Origin of the sequence: Sulfurihydrogenibium yellowstonense SS-5 (assembly GCF_000173615.1) — a bacterium.
In the GTDB taxonomy this organism is placed as follows: domain Bacteria; phylum Aquificota; class Aquificia; order Aquificales; family Hydrogenothermaceae; genus Sulfurihydrogenibium; species Sulfurihydrogenibium yellowstonense.
Genome location: NZ_ABZS01000005.1, coordinates 1 through 17506, shown reverse-complemented (window position 1 = coordinate 17506; position 17506 = coordinate 1). Strand labels below are relative to the sequence as shown.

Sequence of the window (17506 nt, the reverse complement as noted above, 5' to 3'; positions counted from 1 at the left end):
ATCTGCATACTCTATGGTGATTTTATCTTTTTCCGTTTTTGGCATAATATCTTGCTGTCTTAGAAAATCAAGAATTTCTCCTCTAATTCTGATGTATGCATAGGTTGAAAATTTACCTTTATCTTCATTGTAATTTTCAAGAGCTTTTAATAGTCCTACAATGCCGGTTTGCACCAAATCATCAAATTCTATCTCACAATCCGGCAATCTATAAAATATTTTTGAAGCAACTTTTTTAACTAAGCCAATATGTTCTTCAACTATTTCCTTTTTTTGCTCTTTACTTAAGTTCACATCCGCCTCTTTCTTACTTATTTACTTATTTATATGTCAGGTGAGAAATTGGTAAAAGTAGGAGATTCTTCGCTAACGCTCAGAATGACACCTAAGGTTATTCTTCCTTTAATGTTTATCATTCACCCTTTGACTGTCATCCTGAGGGCTTTAGCCCGAAGGATCTCATTTTTAAATTTTATAAAAACCACTAATTTCTCACCCTAAGGCTTTCCTGCTTATTCACTTAATTATTTAATAAAAGAAAACAGTTTTTTAAAGAAGCTTTCTTTATTTTCTCTTTTGATATCTTCTCCTGTTTCTTTTTTTGCGATTTCAATTAAATTTTTTGTAAAGGAGTCTGTTTTATAACTTTCAGAAATTAATGTTCTTGATATAACACTCTTCTTAAGATTTTCAGAAAATGGCAATATCCCTGCAAGATTTAATTCTAAATTTAGAAATCTTTTACAAGAATTTGAAAGTCTTTCAAAAGTTTCTATCCCTTCTTCTTCACTTCTACACATGTTAATTACTATTTTAAAATTAGAATAGCCATAAATTTTAAAGACAGATTTTATTAGACTATAAGCATCGGTAAGGGCTGTAGGCTCAGGTGTTGTTATGATATATGTTTTGTCTGAAGGAAGGATAAAATTTATTACTTCTTTACCAATCCCTGCAGCTGTATCTATTATGATGTAGTCATATTCTCCGGATATTTCGTCTAATCTCTTTATCAAATGATTTAAATCTATGTTTTCTATATCGCTTATATTGTCTATACCGGAAAACCCTGGTATTAAATCAAAGTTTTTAACTTTTAGTATACTCTCTTCTATATCTTTACCTTCAAAAAATTCTTTTAAAGATTTTATCAGTGGAATGTTTAATATGACATGAATGTTGCCAAGTCCAATATCAGCATCTATCAGAAGAACTTTTTTATCAAAATTGTTCGCCAATATATAAGCTAAGTTTATTGAAAAATTTGTTTTTCCTACTCCACCTTTACCGCTTGATACACATAAAAATTTTGGATTTTTTTTCGTTTGTATAGTTTCAGGATTTGCTTTATTAACAAGCTCTTTTAACTGTTTTAACTGTTGCTCCATCATTCATTCTCCATAAGCAGATACGAAGCAAGTCTTTCAGGAGTAATAATTTTTAAATCTTCAGGAACATTCTGACCTGTACTTATATATGTTAACGGAAGTTTAGTTTTATATGCTAAATTTAATATCGTACCAGGATAAGCTGTTTCATCAATTTTTGTAAAAAACAGATAATTGATGTTAAAGAATTTTCTATATTTTTGAATTAAATTATAACTCTCTTTATTTTTCCAGTTGCAGCTTACCACCATCATGTACTCTATTTCATCAATCAAACGTAAAGTTTCCTTTATTTCCCCGAGCTTCCAATGGTCATAATGGCTTCTTCCTATAGTATCTATTAGTAAAACATCTACAAAATCAAAATCATCCACAGTTTCTCTTAGCTTTTTAGGGTCGGATAAGATCTGGAAAGGTATTCCAAGTATGTTGCAGTAGCTTCTTGCTTGATCTCCTGCTCCTGCTTTAAATGTATCTATCGATACAACAGCAACCTTTCTGTTCTCTTCTAAAATAAGCTTTGAAGCTACTTTAAATAGATTTGTTGTCTTTCCAACACCGGTTGGTCCCAAAAAAGCTACAACTCTCCTTCTGTCAGAATCTTTAAAGATATCTCCTTTAAAAATAAAGCTTTTTTCAAGACCTTCTATAAGAGATTCTCTATATGTAAAGTGTTTTAAATCTAACTTATTTGAACCCATTTCTAAGCCACAAGCATTTCTCACAATTTCTTTAGCAACCGTCAGCTCGACATCCTTTTGAATCAGTAAATTAATCAAGTCTAAAGCTTTTCCTGTAAACTCTTCTGTGATTTCTCTGTATGTTATATTATTATCGTAATACTCTTCTTTTATATTTAGTTTTTGATTCAAATCATTATGAGTTGTAGTTTTTATAACAGGTTCAGCTTTTTCAACAATTTCCTGTCTAATTTCTGCCTTAAATGGGTTGTAAACTTGTACTTCTTCTTTTTCATCCTCCTCTTTTAGATTTTCAGATAAGATATCCTCAAAAGAAATTTTATTTTCTATTGGTTCAACTATGAGGATATATTTTGTTTTCTTTAAAAATGGAATTTTTGTTTTTTCTTTTATCTCACTTTGATATAGAATTTTAAACTCCTCGCCTAAATTTTCTTTTATTTGGTGCATCAATTTGTTTAAATCATAGCCTTCAAAGATTTTTATTTTAGGTTCCATCTACTTCCACAACTCCAATAATATTTAATTTTATTTTACTATCAATCTCTGAATAAGACAAAACTTGTAAGTTAGGTATATAGTTTTCGATGATTTGCTTGATATATCTTCTTACGTTTGGAGATGTTAATAATACAGGGGTTGCGCCCTGAATAATAAAGTTTTCTAAATGTTTGGATATTTCTGTTATTAACTTTTGAACAAAAACAGGATTTAATGGTGGCATCTGCCAATCGTTCTCTTTAAGTAAATTTATTAAATACTCTTGAGTTTTATTTCCAAGTATTAATGCTGTAAGTTGTCCGTTTTTGGCAAACATCGAAGTAATCATTCTGCTTAATGCTGCGCGAACGTACTCAGTTAAGATATCCGGGTCTTGTGTTTTGTTTATATTATCTGCTAATGCCTCTACAATAGTAATGATATCTGTAATAGGAATTCCTTCTTTTAAAAGATTTTGAAGAACTTTATGAAGTATGTTTAAAGGAACTTGTGATGGAATAATATCCTTTATTATAGGATAACTTTTTGCAATATTATCAATGATTTCTTTAACTTGCATTCTTGTAAGTATTTCGTAAGAGTATCTTTTGATTATTTCTGATAAATGAGTAACTATTACGGTAGGTACATCTACAACTGTATATCCGTTTAGCTTTGCCCTGTCTTTGTTAGCTTCGTCTATCCATAAAGCATTTAACCCAAAGGCCGGGTCTTTTGTTGGAACGCCTTCTACTTTTTCTCTAATAGAACCTGTATCCAATGCAAGATATTTATCCGGGTCTACTTCGTACCTTGCTACTTCTACACCTTTAATTAAAATTCTATATTCATTTGGCTTTAATTCTAAATTATCTTTTATATGTACAGGTGGAACTATCAGTCCAAGCTCTTTACTTAATTGTTTTCTTAAATTTTTTATTCTTTTAATAAGCTCGCCGCCTTGTGATTCATCAACTAATTTGATTAATCTGTATCCTATCTCAAAAGTTAAAACTTCCGGTGGAGATATATAGCTCTCCGGTTGCTCTTCTTCTAACTGTTTGATAACTTCTTTAGCTTTTTCTTCTTTCTCTGTTTTTTCTCTCTCTTTAAGTGTTAGATGCATTATGTATCCTGAAAATCCAAGAATTGCCGAAAGTATTAAAAATGGTAAAGTTGGCATACCTGGAACAATTCCCATGGTAAACACAGCACCTGACGCCATCCATAAGGCTTTTGGAATACTTGTTAGCTGTGTAAATATTTCTTTACCAAGGTTTGTTTCTGAAGCAGCACGGGTAACCATTAAACCTGCAGCTGTTGACGTGATAAGAGCCGGTATTTGGGACACCAATCCATCACCTATTGTTAAAATTGTAAAGTTTTGTAATGCCGATTGGAAATCCATTCCTTTTTGAACCATTCCAATTATGATTCCACCAATCATATTTATAAAGGTAATGATTATTGCAGCTATAGCATCGCCACGAATAAACTTAGTTGCACCATCCATCGCCCCATAAAAATCTGCTTCTCTTTGAATTTCTTGACGTCTTCTTTGAGCTTCTTTCTCATCTATAAGACCGCTATTTAAGTCTGCATCTATACTCATCTGTTTACCCGGCATAGCATCGAGCGTAAACCTTGCAGCCACTTCTGAAATTCTTTCTGTACCTTTTGTGATAACAATAAAGTTGATGATTACAAGCACTAAAAACACTATAATACCAACTACATAACTACCACCAACGACAAACTGCCCGAAAGACTGTATAACGTGCCCTGCTGCATCTGGTCCTTCGTGTCCATGCAGTAAAATTCTTCTTGTTGATGCAACGTTTAAAGATAATCTAAATAGTGTTGCAAGCAAAAGTAAAGAAGGAAAAGAAGATATTTTTAAAGGACTATCAACATAAACCGTAGCCATTAAAATTAGCATGGAAAAGCTAATGCTCATTGTAAGAAGTATATCAAGCAATAACGGTGGAACTGGTAAAACTAAAGAACCAAGAATTATAAGTATAAAAACGATAATTATCGCATCTGAATTTTGGTTTATTTTGTCAAAAATAGGTAAAACTCTATCCAATTTTAACCTTCTGGTTTTGAGTTTTTAGTGTAATTGTTAATAGCATTAAGTATATAATCCTTAAGTCCAATTTGGTTAGAATCCGCCATTACCTGAGCAAGCTGCATAAAAAACATATCCATATACATCTTATTTCCAAAATCTGAAGATGAAAATTCAAAAAGGCCGTTTTTCATCTCTTTAAGCATCATTTCAAAGAAGATTGTTTGAAATGTATTTGCAACTTCCTCCGGTGTTTTTGATTCTTGTATAGATTTTAAGTCAAAGTAAGATTTTATAGGCTTTATTACATCTTGTTTTGGTTGGTTCAAATATGTCTGCAGAGATTTATCAAAGCTGTTATTGTTGCGCTTTTGAGATTTTATACCTACATCTTTTATATCTTTTAGCTCTTTTATCAAATCTTCTAACGGTGGAAGGTCTTTAAACATTTCTATCTCCCCCTTACATTACTTTTATTTCTGCGTGTAATTTACCTGCGGCTTTTATGGCTTGCAGTATTGCTATTAAATCGTATGGAGAAACTCCTAAATCATTCAATGCTTTTACTAAATCAGAAAGTTTTGCTGATTCTATGGATATAATTCTACCTTTTTCTTCTTGAACTTTAGTAGTTACCCCTTGGGTCACTACTGTTTGGCCATCGGATAAAGGTGGTGGTTGTGAGATTACAGGCGTTTTTTCTACTGTAACATAAATACTTCCATGCGATACGTAAACAGGAGTGTCTATAACTACATCTCCACTCATTATTACAGTTCCTGTTTTTTCGTAAAATACTATAGTTGGTACATTGTCTTTATCGGTTTTTATTTTTAGGTCTAAAATCTCTGCTAAAAATTCTGTTTTATTTTTGGTTTGCGGCAGTCTAACTTTTATTGAAGTAGGGTCTTGAACAACTGCTAATCCTGGATATTTTTGATTTATTACTTTGGCAATTTCTTGAGCCTTTGAGAAACTTGGATTTTTAAGACTTAAGGTCACTTCTGTCATAGAATTAAAGTCAAATGGCAACTCTTCTTCAACGATTGCACCGTTTGGAATAATGCCTGCGGTTGGAAATCCTTTTTGAACCTTTCCACCTTTATTTGATTCTAAAAAGCCACCGCCGGTTGATACAGGTCCTTGTGCAAAGGCGTAGATCTTCCCATCCGGTCCATAAAGAGGCGTTCTTATTAATAAACCATTAGCAATATCTTTTGCATCACCAATCGATGCTACTTGGACATCTATTGCCATCCCTGGCTTAGCAAATGGTGGTAGGTTAGCAGTAACCATAACAGCAGCAGCGTTTTTTGTTCTTACTTGGGTAGGGTCTATGTAAATTCCAAGCTTTCTTAACATATTGGCTATACTGATTAATGTGTATCTGCTTGTAGTCCCATCCCCAGTTCCATTCAAACCAACGACTATACCATATCCGGTAAGATAGTTTGGTCTAAAACCTTCAACGTATACTTCGTCTCGGATTTTTACTTCAGTAGCAAAAGAAAGGCTTGTTATAAGAACTATTGCAATTAAGACCTTTTTCCACATCCCTTTAATTCTCCTAATAATCATCTTTTGTGAAAAGCTATGTAAGGTAAAAATTAAATAAAAGCAGGAGATTCTTCATCAGCTTTAGAAAGATAACTCTTTAACTTTCATTTATTCAATTTTCATAAAGTTATTTTAAATTATTTTTAATACGTCTGTTGAGAAATTCAACAAAAACTTGAGTTTCTTCGCCGGCTGCAGAATGACGAAATTAGATTGTTCCTTGTCATCCTGAGGCCGTAAGTCTAAAGGATCTCATTTTTAAATTTTACAAAAACCGCTGATTTATCACCCAAGGTATAAAGGTTATTTTATATTATTTTTAGTGTGACTGCCAATTATAAGCATTATCTTAAAACGGCCAGATTCTTTTTAAGAATTGTGCTAACCAGCCCGGTCTTGAGCTATCTGCCATATAACTTCTCCCATTGTACTCTACATACATATCCGAAATTCTTGAAGAATCTACAGAGTTATCTTGCATTATATCAGTAGGCTTTACAATGCCTGAAATTACAAGTGTTTGGTAATCATCGTTAACTTTAACAACCTTTTTCCCCACTATAAATAAGTTTCCGTTTGGATAAACTTTCGTAACCCTTGCAGAAATTGTTGCTATTAGAGTTGATTTTCTGTTTGTAGATGCAGACCCTTTATAGGTGTCTGAGTTTTGCTCTGTTATGCCGGCTATTGGAGTTTTATTTATTAAATCTTTACCCATTAGCTTTGGCGATGGAACGTTTAAATCCATCTTCTGTTGCTCTTGTGTGTTTGTATTAGAAGCAGTCTGTCCGGCTATGTTTTCAACAACTCTTATTGTTATAATATCTCCAACCGTGAAAGCTTTAGAATCGGAAAATAAATTGTTGTAAGTACCTGTGTATAAAGAGCCGGGTGTTCTTACAACTTTTTCCTGCTCTATCTCGGGTGGATTTGGGTTAAATGGCTTTCCATACTCTGACGTTTTTTTTGCACATCCTACTGTGATAAAACCTATTACTCCGAATAACAGTAATAACCTTTTCATTTTCTTACTCCCTGCTTGCTTCTATCAAAACAGTATCATTAGAGATAACTTTTCCTACCAATTCTTTACCTGTAGATATATTTTTAACTTTAATGTAATCCCCTTCTTTACCGTTTTCAAGAGCTACGCCAAGCATTTGTATTTTTATGTTTTTATTCAAATAAACTATGCCGACTTTTTGATTTTTTACAATTTTATATTTTGTAGTAGCTGATATTCTAAACGTAATAGGGATCGTTGCAACTATTTCTTCATCTTTCAAATAAGTACAATCTAAATACAGATAAATACTGCTTTTTCCTTTGCTTTTACATTCAACTTTATTAAAATCTTTACTTAACTTTTCCTCATAACTCTGTGGTATTTTAACTACGTCTATTATCTCAACATCTTTATAATTTTCCTTTGCATACTCTAAAGCCATATTTTTAGCTTTTTCAAGCCTTTCGCCAGCTTTTACATAAAAAATTGTAAGTAAAACAAGCAATAAAACTATGTTCCAAAGTTTTGCACTCATCTTTTTATCCTTAATTTATTCAATCTTCTAAAAATTATCAATCTCTCATTAAAGTAATTATTCATTAGGTAATAAATTCAATAAAAATAGGAGATTCTTCGCCACCTGCAGAATGACGAATTCTATGATGCTTGCAATCAACCTTTTCCTGTTATCCTGAGGACGTAAGTCCGAAGAATCTCCTTTTTAAATTCTATGAAAACCGCTAATTTTTTACCCAAAGCATTAATCTAAAAATTATTAACTTTTCAATGTACTTACGGTCCTAAGCATTTCGTCTGCCGTAATAATACCTTTCGAGTTAACTTCGTAAGCTCTTTGTGCTACTATTAGATTTACCATTTCTTCTACTATGTTTACGTTAGACATTTCTAAAAATCCTTGTGTAAGCTTTCCAAAAGCATCAGTATTTGGGTCTCCTTCTATAGGTTGTCCGGAAGCTTCTGTATACTTAAATAGATTTCCCCCTATTGCTTTAAGTCCCGCCGGGTTTATGAATTTGTAAAGCTTTATATTTCCAACTTCTTCCGTTGTCTGTTGTCCACCGCTATTTCTAACTACGATAACTTTTCCATTTGGACTTATAGAAATGTTTAAAACTGTTTCTGGAGCTGAAATTTGTATGTTTGGACTTAATCTATATCCTTCTGGATTTACTATATATCCTTCGTTATCTAGTTGGAAATTTCCAGCCCTTGTAAAAGCTTCGCTTCCATCAGGCATTTCTATTTTGAAAAATCCTTCACCTTGTATCGCAACATCCAAAGGATTATCTGTTTTCATCAAACTTCCCTGAGAAAACATTTTTGCAACATCAGACACTTTCACGCCTAAACCTATCTGAATCCCTGCCGGAACTCTATTCTGAGTTGAGCTTAAAACACCCGGGTCTCTCACATCTTGATAGATCAAATCTTCGAAATTAGCTCTACTTCTTTTAAATCCAACTGTATTCACGTTAGCTATGTTGTGAGAAATCACATCTAAATTTGTCTGTTGTGCTTCCATCCCTGACGCTGATGTCCATAATGCTCTTAACATTTTAGTACCTCCTTAACTTTTTATGCTTTTCCAATCTCGTTAACTTTACCCTCTAACATATCAAGAGATTTTGCAAGATTCATGTATATATCAAATCTTCTATGATTGTTAATCATTTCAACCATTTCTTTAACAACATTCAGGTTTGCTCCTTCAAGGTACCCTTGTTTTATTTCAAAGTTGGTTGTTTGCTGTTCTTGTCCTTGATAGTATGAGCTTCCTACAGCTTGTAAATTTTGCAAATTAACTACTCTTATTCTTCCTGTAATCTGTCCATTTTGATAAATCTCGCCTTTAGGCGTTATTTGAAATTTGCTATCCTGAATTTGAATTCTTCTAAAATTCTCATCTAAAACATAAGCACCATTTACATCTACCAAATAGCCTTCCTGATTTATTGAAAAATGACCATTTCTTGTGTAGTATCTTCCTATAGCGCTTTCAACTGTAAAAAATCCATCTCCTACAATCGCTAAGTCTAAATTATTTTCTGTTTTAATTAATGGTCCTTGAAAGTTTAAAACCGGACTATCCATAAAACGTGGAAAAACAAGTAGATCTCCAACTTTTCCTTTATTTTCTGGTATTTTTTGACTCATTTCTCTAAGGAGAAGTTTTTTAAAGCCGGGCGTATTGCTGTTGGCTATATTGTTTGTAGTTGTATCAAGCTGTTCTGTAGCTCTTTCTCCACCTGAAGCAAGAATATAAATTGGTTGAAAATTTATTGCCATTTTTTTAACCTCTTATTTGACTTGAAACAAGTCTTACCCTTTCTTCTTTCGTCAAAATTTCAGTTATCTTTATTGCAAAATTATCATCTACCTGATAAAGCTCCCCTTTTGCAACAAGAACACCATTTACTTTTAAATCTATAGGTTCATTTAAATATCTGTCTAAGTCTATCACAGAACTTGGAGCAAGTTTCAAAATCTCTTCTATAGGCATAGATTTTGAGCCTATTTCTACTGTAATTGTAATAGGAATATCTAAAAGAATATCAAGTTTATTTAAAATTTCTGGACTAAATTCTTCTTTTGTAAAGCTTTCTTTTTTTTCTGATTTTTTTAACAGCGTTTGATGAATATCTGCGTCAACAGATTCATTTTTATCTTTATTCAACATTTCAGACCACTGAGCTGCCAAATCTTCCTGCGACCCTCCCTTTTTCTCACTTTCATTTAACATTTCAGACCAAGCAGCTGCTAAATCTTCTTGGTTGTCTTCAGGTTTATTCTCTTGTTTATCCATTTCCTCCATTACCGTTCTCCTTGATTATTTTTGTTATCATTGCAGCGAATTTTTTGTCTAATTTGCCTATGCTTGCTTTAAATTTAACCTTATCTTCAACTTTTAAGTCCAATTCTTCAGATTGTTTTTTGTTTAGTATTATTTCTGTTCCAACTTCATAGTTTAAAAATTCTTCCACTAAGACACTAAATTTATCTAATTCTAATGTTAGGTTAAGGTTCACTTTTAATAACTTCTTAATAAGTTCTTTTCTCCATTCAGGTGATACTTCAGAGCCAAATGTATCTGTAAAAAGAATATCTTTGATGGGTAAAAACAGCATTTGTGGGAATGTAAATGTTAAAGGAACTTCTAAACCCTCAATATCTATCATAATTTCTGCTACAATAACTTTTTCTGCATGAGATACTATTCTTACCAAAATTGGATTAAACTCTATACTCTTTCTTTCAATTTCAATTGGATATATATCTTTCCATATCTTTTCAAAACTTCCCAAAACAATGTCTACTAATTTTTCAATTATTCTGATTTCAAGCTTTGTAAATTCTCTTCCTTCAATCTTAAAAGGTCTTGCTCCTCCACCAAACAAAGCACTTACTAAGTTAAAAACAACGCGAGAGTCTATGATCAAAAGTGATGGGTCTTTCAAAGGCTTCATATTAAAAATTGTATACGACGCCGGCAGCGGAATTTTTCCAATAAAGTCTCCAAATCTCATTGTTGCTATTTTACCTTTGGAGACCATGTTTACCACAGGAAATTCAGCCCTAATTTCTTCTCTAAAGATTTTCACCCACTTTTCAAATAAAACTTCTAACCCTTGAAATCCGCCTTTTTGAATCTTCTCAAGTCTACTAAAATCAAATGGCTTTTCTTTTATTTTTTCTTCTGCAGCTAGAGAAGATTTACCTCCACCTATTAATGCATCTATCTCATCCTGAGATAAAAAGTCAGACATCCTTGCCACCTCTTTTGACCTAACCTAATTATAACATTTCTTCACCACCTGCTCCATATTCAATAACGCCAGATTGTATGAGATTTTTAATAGCCTGTATAATCTTTTTCCTTGCATTTTCAACATCAGATTTTTTAACAGGACCAAGCACTTCCATATCTTCCAAAAACATTTGAGCAGCTCTTTTTGACATATTAGCAGTAAATTTATCAATAATTTCTTGTGGAGCACCTTTAAGAGCAATAAGTAGGTCATTTTTATCAACAGCTTTGAGAATTTCCATAATAGCTCTATTATCAAGTTTAATAATATCCTCAAATTTGAACATACGCTCTTCTATACTGTCTGCAAGAGAAGGTGCTTCTTTTCTTATTTCATCAAGTATTTCTTGAGCTAAATCTTTTGGTAAGTTGTTTACTATTTCTGCTGAAACATCAATTCCGCTCAACATTTCTTCTTTTCCAGCTCCTATTGTATATAGTTCCTCTTCTAAAGAATCAGCAACGGTTTTAATCATGTTAGATGAAACTTTTTCTAAGGATGCAATTCTTTTTATAACTTCTTCTTGGATGTTAGAAATGCCCTGCCTTCTTGGTAAATATTGGATTATTTCTGCTGCCTTTTGTGGTTTTAGCTGTGTTAATATTAAAGCAATAACTTGAGGATGTTCATTTTTAATTAGGTTTGCTACTACCTTTGCAGGAAGCTTCTCAATTTCCTGGAAAACTGCTTTCCCTTCTTCAGCCATTACCAAGCCTTCAAACAGTTCTTTAACTTTTTCCGGAGGCAACGCTTTTTCTAGTATCTTTTTTATATTATCCGGAAGAAGTTTTAAAGGTGCTGCCTCTGATAAATTTTTATATGCTTCTTGAATAACTGCTTTAATATTTTCTTTTGTCGGCTCTTCTAATGTGAGTAATGCTTTGATAATCTTCTCAAGTTCTGTTTGTTTAAGATGTTTAAAAATTTTCACATTCTTTTCTTCTGGTAATATAGACAATAATATGGCTGCTTTTTCTAATCCTTTTAATTTACTTTTTTCCTCAGCCAATTTAAGCCTCCATTAAAGTTATATTTTTATGACTTATCAAATGTATTTCGATGAGAAATTCAAAAAAGTATGAGATTCTTAGCCGGCTTCAGAATGACGAAATTAGATTATTCTTGTCATCCTGAGGCCGTAAGGCCGAAGGATCTTATTTTTAAATTTTATAAAAACTGCTAATTTCTCACCCCAAGGTATGCAAAAACTATAATCTATATTTTACACTATTTGTATAAGACCCATCACTTTGCTGCTGGATGATAAACAAGAAAACATTATCGTCGTTTTGCAGTCGAGTAAAGAATTCTAAAATAAACATCTCAGCTATCATGTCTTAATTTAATTTTTTCAAACAATTCGAAAAGTATAGCTTCGTAATCTTTTTCGCCAACTTCTACCTTATCCATAAGCTCTTCTAATTTTCTTGTAAACTCCTCTGATAAAAACTCTCTTACATGCTCTAAGCTGTTTAAATACTGATAAACTTTTATACCCATAGAAGTTGGAAACAGTAACCCTTTCTTTTCTATTACATATTTTCTTTCAAGAAGTTTAGCAATGATTGTTGCATACGTGGAAGGTCTTCCGATGCCTCTTTCTTTCATTCTAAATACAAGTTCTCCATGGGTAAATGGGAATGCTTTTGGTACGATTTTAAACTGTTTATTATTGCTTATATCAATTATTCCTTCTAAATCTGGATGAAGTTCGGCTGGTAATATTTTATTCCATCCATCTTGAATAATATCTGTATGTAAAACTTTTTCTAATTCGAATCCAAAGCCTTTTATGATTACATCTTTCGCTTTAAACTTAACAGCTCTCATTTGAGAAGCTATGAAACGTTTAAAGATAAGGTCATAAAGCTTTATATGGTCAAAGGTTAAGCCTTCGTACTGACCGCTTAAAATCATGGATTTTAGCTCTTCTGTTTCCATTGCTCTTGTTGGTCTTATACATTCATGAGCTCCACCTTCTCCCCAAACTCTCGCCTGGAAATAATCCTTTCCAAATGCTTCCTCTATATACTCTCTTGCTAAAGCTATACCAACATCAGAAACTCTTGTTGAATCTGTTCTATGGTATGTAATATATCCAAGCTCAAATAGGTCTTGTGCTAATTCCATTGTTTTTGGGAGCGAAAATCTGTATCTATCGCTTGCATCTTTTAGCATTGTGTCTGTTCTGTATGGTGGAAGAGGATTTTTCTCTTCTTCTTTAATTTCCTTTACAATAATTTCAATGTTATTTAGATTATTAAAGATATTTTCTGCATCTTGCTTGTTTTGATAGTCTATGTCCAATTCAAGTTTTCTACTGTTTTGCCCGAGTGTGATTGTTATTCTGTAAATTTTTTGCTTTCTTTCTTTTTCTCTTTCTATAATCCATCCAAGCACAGGTGTCTGAACTCTACCTGCCGAAAGCCAATTTTTACCAAAAGCTTTTTGCAGTAGCTGAGAGTATTCAAACCCAACCCATCTGTCTGCCACTCTTCTAACTATTTGGGCTTTTACTAAATTTTCATCAAAATCTCTCGGGTTCTTAATTGCGTTAATGATTGCTTTTTTTGTTACTTCATGAAATTCCATTCTTTGAATATTTTTAACGTAAGGTTTTAAAAGTAGTTCAACATCCCATCCTATCTTTTCGCCTTCTGTGTCCGGGTCTGTTGCAACGTATACTTCTAAACTCTCAAAGCTTACAGACCTGATGCTTTCTATGATTTCTTCCTTTCCTTCAATTGATTCATAAACTGGTTCAATATGGTCTTTTACAAAAACTCCATGATATCCAAGCTCTTTATTAAGGTCAAGAATATGACCGAAGGATGCAGTAATCATTAAGTATCTATCATCTACTGATGTCTCTAAGATTTCATGGTCGTTTACTCTTCTTCTTATAGCTTTTCCAAAGAAGTTTGCTATGGTTCTTGCTTTGTTTGGAGATTCTACTACTATTAAAACTGGCTTTAAGATGCTTTCTACTTTCTCAAACTTAATCTCACCTTTTAGTATCTTCCTTACCTTTTCTCTGTCTAAGTCTATCTCTTTAAGAATTTTGTCTAAATCGATTGACTTAAAATCTACAAATTCAATATCATCGCTAAACCATCTGACTCTTTTTTGCAGATGATTAAAGGCTTTTTTATCGTCTATCAAAATTACTGATAATCCTTTTGTGATTCCACCGCTGTACATTCTGGAAGTTCTTCCGCTTGCTTGCAAGTATCCTGTTACATCAGATACGACGAGCTTATATCCATCTTCATCTTTTCTAAGGGTAACTTCGTTAGATTCCTTTAAAAGATTTATTATCTCTTCTGAGTTTAAAAACTGTCCTACTTCCAATCTTAGATTATCTACTTTTTCTTTTAGATTTGGATTGTTTTGTAAAAATTCTTCTGTTAGATACTGATATTTTTTTAATTGAGTTATCCATTTATCAATTTGGACTGCATACTGTGGAAATTTTTTCAAAATGTATGCTCTTATAGAACTAAGTGCCCAAAGTAGATGGCTTAGGTTTGATTCAAATTTTAATGATAGTACAATCTTTGGAACGCCATAAAAAATTGCATATCTGATTACATGAGGAAGGTCTATGCCTCTTGCCAATGGGTTTCTGTAAGAAGATATACCAATCAAAACATCTATCTTTCCATTTTCGTATTTCTTTAAGATTTCGTCGTCAATTTCTTCGTAGGTAGCAGCCGTAACTCCTTTTTTTGTTAAATATTCTTTAACTTCTTCAGTATATTCTTTCTTTTTGTCAGAAGGTATAAATACAAGCCCACCTTTCCCAAGTTTTTTTATAAGCTCTGATAATTCGTGATTTTCTATATCATCATAAGAATCTATAATGTTTCTCAAGTAAAATGTTGGAGTTCCTACCTCAAAGCCAAGAAGTTCTCTAAAAAGCTTTATTCTGTTTGACTTTGGGTTTGAAGTTGCAGATGAAACTATCAGCACACCTTTTCTTTTTGCTTCTATCTTTCTAAGCTTTTCTGTAAGCTGGTTTATTTTGTTCCAATCTTCATCTGTCTTATTCTGCTTTGCTTTTAGTTTGATAACTTCTAACGCAAGGTTTATATCCTTTTCATCAAAGCCAAGTAAATAAAGTGCTTTGTCTATGTTTTTTGCGGTTTTTAAGAAGGAGTCTACGTCATCAACAAACACGAGAGAAAAATCTTTTGGAATCTTGTCATGATTTTTGTATAAAAACATAGAAGTTGTAATCAGTACAGAAAAATCTCCATCTTTAAATCTTTCTAATTTGGCTTCTTTTTCTTTTTTGTTTTCTTCGCCAAAAAATAGAATTTGGTCTTCTTTTAGCTTGAATATTTGAGTAAGTTTTTTTACAGTTTGATTGACTAACAGTTTTGTTGGAAGAATTACGTAAGATTTTTTATCTTTTTGTGCTATATACGATGCAATCGATAGACCAAAAGAAGTTTTACCTATGCCGGTAGGTGCTAAAAGTGCAAAAGAACGATTTAAGAAAAATCTTTTAGCCCAAGTTATCTGTAAGCTCCATGGATGAGAACCTATGAGCTTTCTAAAAAAGTTTTGCCAATTGTTAACTTCATCATCAATATCACATAATTTTTTAAACTTTCCTTTGTCTAAAACATCGCAAACATCTTCTTTTGGCTCTTGTGGTAAACATTTGTCACAAGGAAAGCCTTTGTATAATCTTTCCGACGTAATATCTCCGCTGCAGTTAGGACAGAGGTTTTTAAAAATGCTTGCTATCATTAAGCTCCACCTCTTTTTATCTGATTAAAATTTTTGTTTTGAGTAATAAATTATACATAAATTGTAAGTTTTAAGAGAATGTGAGAGTATTCCAAAATTCTTGTAAAGCTTACTTTTTCGTGTCATCTTGAGGATTAAGGATGTTCCAAAATTTTTGTAAATTTGTATTTCCGTGTCATCCCGACTACTTTAGTCCGCAGGATCTTTTTTTGATTTTTTGACTTGAAAAGAAAAAAACATGAGATTCTTCGCTTCGCTCAGAATGACGTCTTTGAGGTCAAGATTCTTCACCGGCTGCAGAATGACTGTGTGGATTTTTGCAAACATTCTTATGTATGCGATTCTTCCTATGGATTTAGAATTATGAATAAAAGAGCTGCTAACATGATAATGTGTAATGGTAATTCGTGAATTGCCGATACTCTTCACTTTCTCCGCCATCCCTAAGGCTTTAGTCTAAAGGATCTCATGTTTTGATTTTTTGATTTGAAAACAAAAACACGAGATTCTTCGCTTCGCTCAGAATGACAAAATAGGGGCATAAAGGCGAAGATTCATCGCCATCTTCAAAATGACAGATTGGAAAGTTAATCAATTTTTAGACTTAGTAAAAATTTTAAAGCACTTTTCCTTGCCTTTTATAACTATGATAAAATTTTAACATATCTAGTAATAAGGAGTATTTGATGACATTAAAAGAATTTATTATTCCGGCTATTGATATAAAGGATGGAAAAGTTGTAAGGCTTTATAAAGGTGAGTTTGATAAAGTGAAAGTTTATAATGAAAATCCCGCTGATATGGCAAAATATTTTGAAGATGCAGGAGCTAAACATATTCACGTTGTAGATTTAGACGGTGCATTAGAAGGACTGTCAAAAAATATAAAAATTTTAGAAAGCATAGTTAGGTCTATTAATATTCCAATAGAGTTTGGCGGTGGACTTAGAAGTTTTGAAGCTGTTAAAGCTGTTTTAGATTTAGGCGTTGAAAGAGTTGTAATTGGTAGCTTAGCTTATCAAAATCCGGAGGAGTTTTATAAAATAGTTGAAAGTTTTCCAAATAAAGTAATTGTTGGAATAGATGCAAAAGACGGAAAGGTTGCCATTAAAGGCTGGACAGAAAAAACAGAAGTTTCACCATTAGAATTTGCTAAAAAATATGATGATTTAGATATATTTGGATTTTTATTTACAGATGTAAGCAGAGATGGAGTAATGATAGGAGCAAACGTTGAAGCAACAGTTGAACTTGCAAAAAATCTAAAACATCCGGTAATTGCATCAGGTGGCGTTGGCAGTTTAGAAGATGTAATAAAGCTTTATGAAAAAAAAGAGTTTGGAATTTTTGGTGTAGTCGTTGGTAAAGCTATATATGAAGGAAAAATAAATCTCAAGGAGATTTAAGATGCAAGTAATATACACAGAAAATGCACCAAAGCCAATAGGTCCATATTCTCAAGCTGTTAAGTATGAAAATTTAATATTTTTATCAGGACAAATTGCAATAGACCCAAAAACAAATGAACTTGCAGGCAAAGATGCTGCAGAACAAACAAAAGTCATTATGGAAAATATAAAAGCAATTCTTGAAGAAGCAGGATTAAACTTTAATCATGTAATAAAAACAACGATCTATTTAAAAGATTTAAACGATTTTGCAAAAGTTAATGAAGTATACGGTCAATACTTTACTGAGCATAAACCGGCAAGGTCAAC

16 protein-coding genes are annotated in these 17506 nt (G+C 32.4%); 2 read left to right on the top strand and 14 right to left on the bottom strand.

Going from position 1 to position 17506, the window contains the following annotated elements; all coding sequences use genetic code 11:
• From SULYE_RS00485 to rgy, 14 genes are all read right to left on the bottom strand, one after another.
• Positions 1–294 (bottom strand): sigma-70 family RNA polymerase sigma factor (locus tag SULYE_RS00485; protein WP_007545488.1); only part of this gene is annotated, 294 nt, incomplete at its 3' end.
• A gap of 230 nt (positions 295–524) precedes the next feature.
• Positions 525–1391, bottom strand: coding sequence for a MinD/ParA family protein (locus SULYE_RS00480; RefSeq protein ID WP_007545487.1), 867 nt, complete (start codon positions 1389–1391; stop codon positions 525–527).
• Entirely contained in the window at positions 1388–2587 is a 1200-nt protein-coding gene (locus SULYE_RS00475) for a flagellar biosynthesis protein FlhF (RefSeq protein ID WP_007545486.1), read from the bottom strand. The genes SULYE_RS00480 and SULYE_RS00475 overlap by 4 nt, the downstream gene beginning before the upstream one ends.
• Positions 2577–4658, bottom strand: coding sequence for a flagellar biosynthesis protein FlhA (gene flhA, locus SULYE_RS00470; protein ID WP_007545485.1), 2082 nt, complete (start codon positions 4656–4658; stop codon positions 2577–2579). Before flhA ends, SULYE_RS00475 begins: the two co-directional genes overlap by 11 nt.
• Positions 4659–4660: 2 nt before the next feature.
• Positions 4661–5089, bottom strand: a complete 429-nt coding sequence (locus SULYE_RS00465; RefSeq protein WP_007545484.1) for a rod-binding protein — start codon at positions 5087–5089, stop codon at positions 4661–4663.
• Positions 5090–5102: 13 nt separating this feature from the next.
• Positions 5103–6194 carry a flagellar basal body P-ring protein FlgI gene (locus tag SULYE_RS00460; RefSeq protein WP_007545483.1) on the bottom strand — a complete coding sequence of 364 codons (1092 nt, stop codon included), beginning with the start codon at positions 6192–6194 and terminating at the stop codon, positions 5103–5105.
• 352 nt (positions 6195–6546) lie between these two features.
• Positions 6547–7221, bottom strand: coding sequence for a flagellar basal body L-ring protein FlgH (locus tag SULYE_RS00455; protein WP_007545481.1), 675 nt, complete (start codon positions 7219–7221; stop codon positions 6547–6549).
• Positions 7222–7225: 4 nt separating this feature from the next.
• Positions 7226–7738: a flagella basal body P-ring formation protein FlgA gene (locus SULYE_RS00450; protein ID WP_007545480.1), complete on the bottom strand. Its 513-nt coding sequence runs from the start codon at positions 7736–7738 to the stop codon at positions 7226–7228.
• Positions 7739–7978: 240 nt separating this feature from the next.
• Positions 7979–8779 (bottom strand): flagellar basal-body rod protein FlgG, encoded by an 801-nt coding sequence (gene flgG, locus SULYE_RS00445; RefSeq protein ID WP_007545478.1) that lies wholly within the window; start codon positions 8777–8779, stop codon positions 7979–7981.
• Positions 8780–8799: 20 nt separating this feature from the next.
• On the bottom strand, positions 8800–9510 hold the full coding sequence (locus SULYE_RS00440) for a flagellar hook-basal body protein (protein ID WP_007545476.1): 711 nt from the start codon (positions 9508–9510) through the stop codon (positions 8800–8802).
• 4 nt (positions 9511–9514) lie between these two features.
• Positions 9515–10036 (bottom strand): flagellar motor switch protein FliN, encoded by a 522-nt coding sequence (fliN, locus tag SULYE_RS00435; RefSeq protein WP_007545474.1) that lies wholly within the window; start codon positions 10034–10036, stop codon positions 9515–9517.
• Complete coding sequence (locus SULYE_RS00430; RefSeq protein WP_007545472.1) at positions 10020–10988, bottom strand: flagellar motor switch protein FliM; 969 nt, start codon at positions 10986–10988, stop codon at positions 10020–10022. Before SULYE_RS00430 ends, fliN begins: the two co-directional genes overlap by 17 nt.
• 28 nt (positions 10989–11016) lie before the next feature.
• Entirely contained in the window at positions 11017–12039 is a 1023-nt protein-coding gene (gene fliG / locus SULYE_RS00425) for a flagellar motor switch protein FliG (RefSeq protein ID WP_007545470.1), read from the bottom strand.
• Between the two features lie 314 nt (positions 12040–12353).
• Complete coding sequence (gene rgy / locus SULYE_RS00420) at positions 12354–15788, bottom strand: reverse gyrase (RefSeq protein ID WP_007545468.1); 3435 nt, start codon at positions 15786–15788, stop codon at positions 12354–12356.
• Between the two features lie 686 nt (positions 15789–16474).
• Between rgy and hisA the strand changes: the two genes are divergently transcribed.
• The gene (gene hisA / locus SULYE_RS00410; protein WP_007545465.1) at positions 16475–17194 is read left to right on the top strand and encodes a 1-(5-phosphoribosyl)-5-[(5-phosphoribosylamino)methylideneamino]imidazole-4-carboxamide isomerase; all 720 of its coding nucleotides are present in this window, start codon (positions 16475–16477) and stop codon (positions 17192–17194) included.
• Between the two features lies 1 nt (position 17195).
• On the top strand, positions 17196–17506 hold a 311-nt coding region (locus tag SULYE_RS00405), incomplete at its 3' end, for a Rid family detoxifying hydrolase (protein WP_007545464.1).

Excerpts from the sequence above, each read along its gene's own strand:
- SULYE_RS00460 (WP_007545483.1), bottom strand. The coding sequence starts at position 6,194 with ATGTGGAAAAAGGTCTTAATTGCAATAGTTCTTATAACAAGCCTTTCT.
- SULYE_RS00465 (WP_007545484.1), bottom strand. The coding sequence starts at position 5,089 with ATGTTTAAAGACCTTCCACCGTTAGAAGATTTGATAAAAGAGCTAAAA.
- fliN (WP_007545474.1), bottom strand. The coding sequence starts at position 10,036 with ATGGAGGAAATGGATAAACAAGAGAATAAACCTGAAGACAACCAAGAA.
- SULYE_RS00480 (WP_007545487.1), bottom strand. The coding sequence starts at position 1,391 with ATGATGGAGCAACAGTTAAAACAGTTAAAAGAGCTTGTTAATAAAGCA.
- SULYE_RS00455 (WP_007545481.1), bottom strand. The coding sequence starts at position 7,221 with ATGAAAAGGTTATTACTGTTATTCGGAGTAATAGGTTTTATCACAGTA.
- hisA (WP_007545465.1), top strand. The coding sequence starts at position 16,475 with ATGACATTAAAAGAATTTATTATTCCGGCTATTGATATAAAGGATGGA.
- SULYE_RS00430 (WP_007545472.1), bottom strand. The coding sequence starts at position 10,988 with ATGTCTGACTTTTTATCTCAGGATGAGATAGATGCATTAATAGGTGGA.
- SULYE_RS00475 (WP_007545486.1), bottom strand. The coding sequence starts at position 2,587 with ATGGAACCTAAAATAAAAATCTTTGAAGGCTATGATTTAAACAAATTG.
- rgy (WP_007545468.1), bottom strand. The coding sequence starts at position 15,788 with ATGATAGCAAGCATTTTTAAAAACCTCTGTCCTAACTGCAGCGGAGAT.
- SULYE_RS00440 (WP_007545476.1), bottom strand. The coding sequence starts at position 9,510 with ATGGCAATAAATTTTCAACCAATTTATATTCTTGCTTCAGGTGGAGAA.
- flgG (WP_007545478.1), bottom strand. The coding sequence starts at position 8,779 with ATGTTAAGAGCATTATGGACATCAGCGTCAGGGATGGAAGCACAACAG.
- SULYE_RS00450 (WP_007545480.1), bottom strand. The coding sequence starts at position 7,738 with ATGAGTGCAAAACTTTGGAACATAGTTTTATTGCTTGTTTTACTTACA.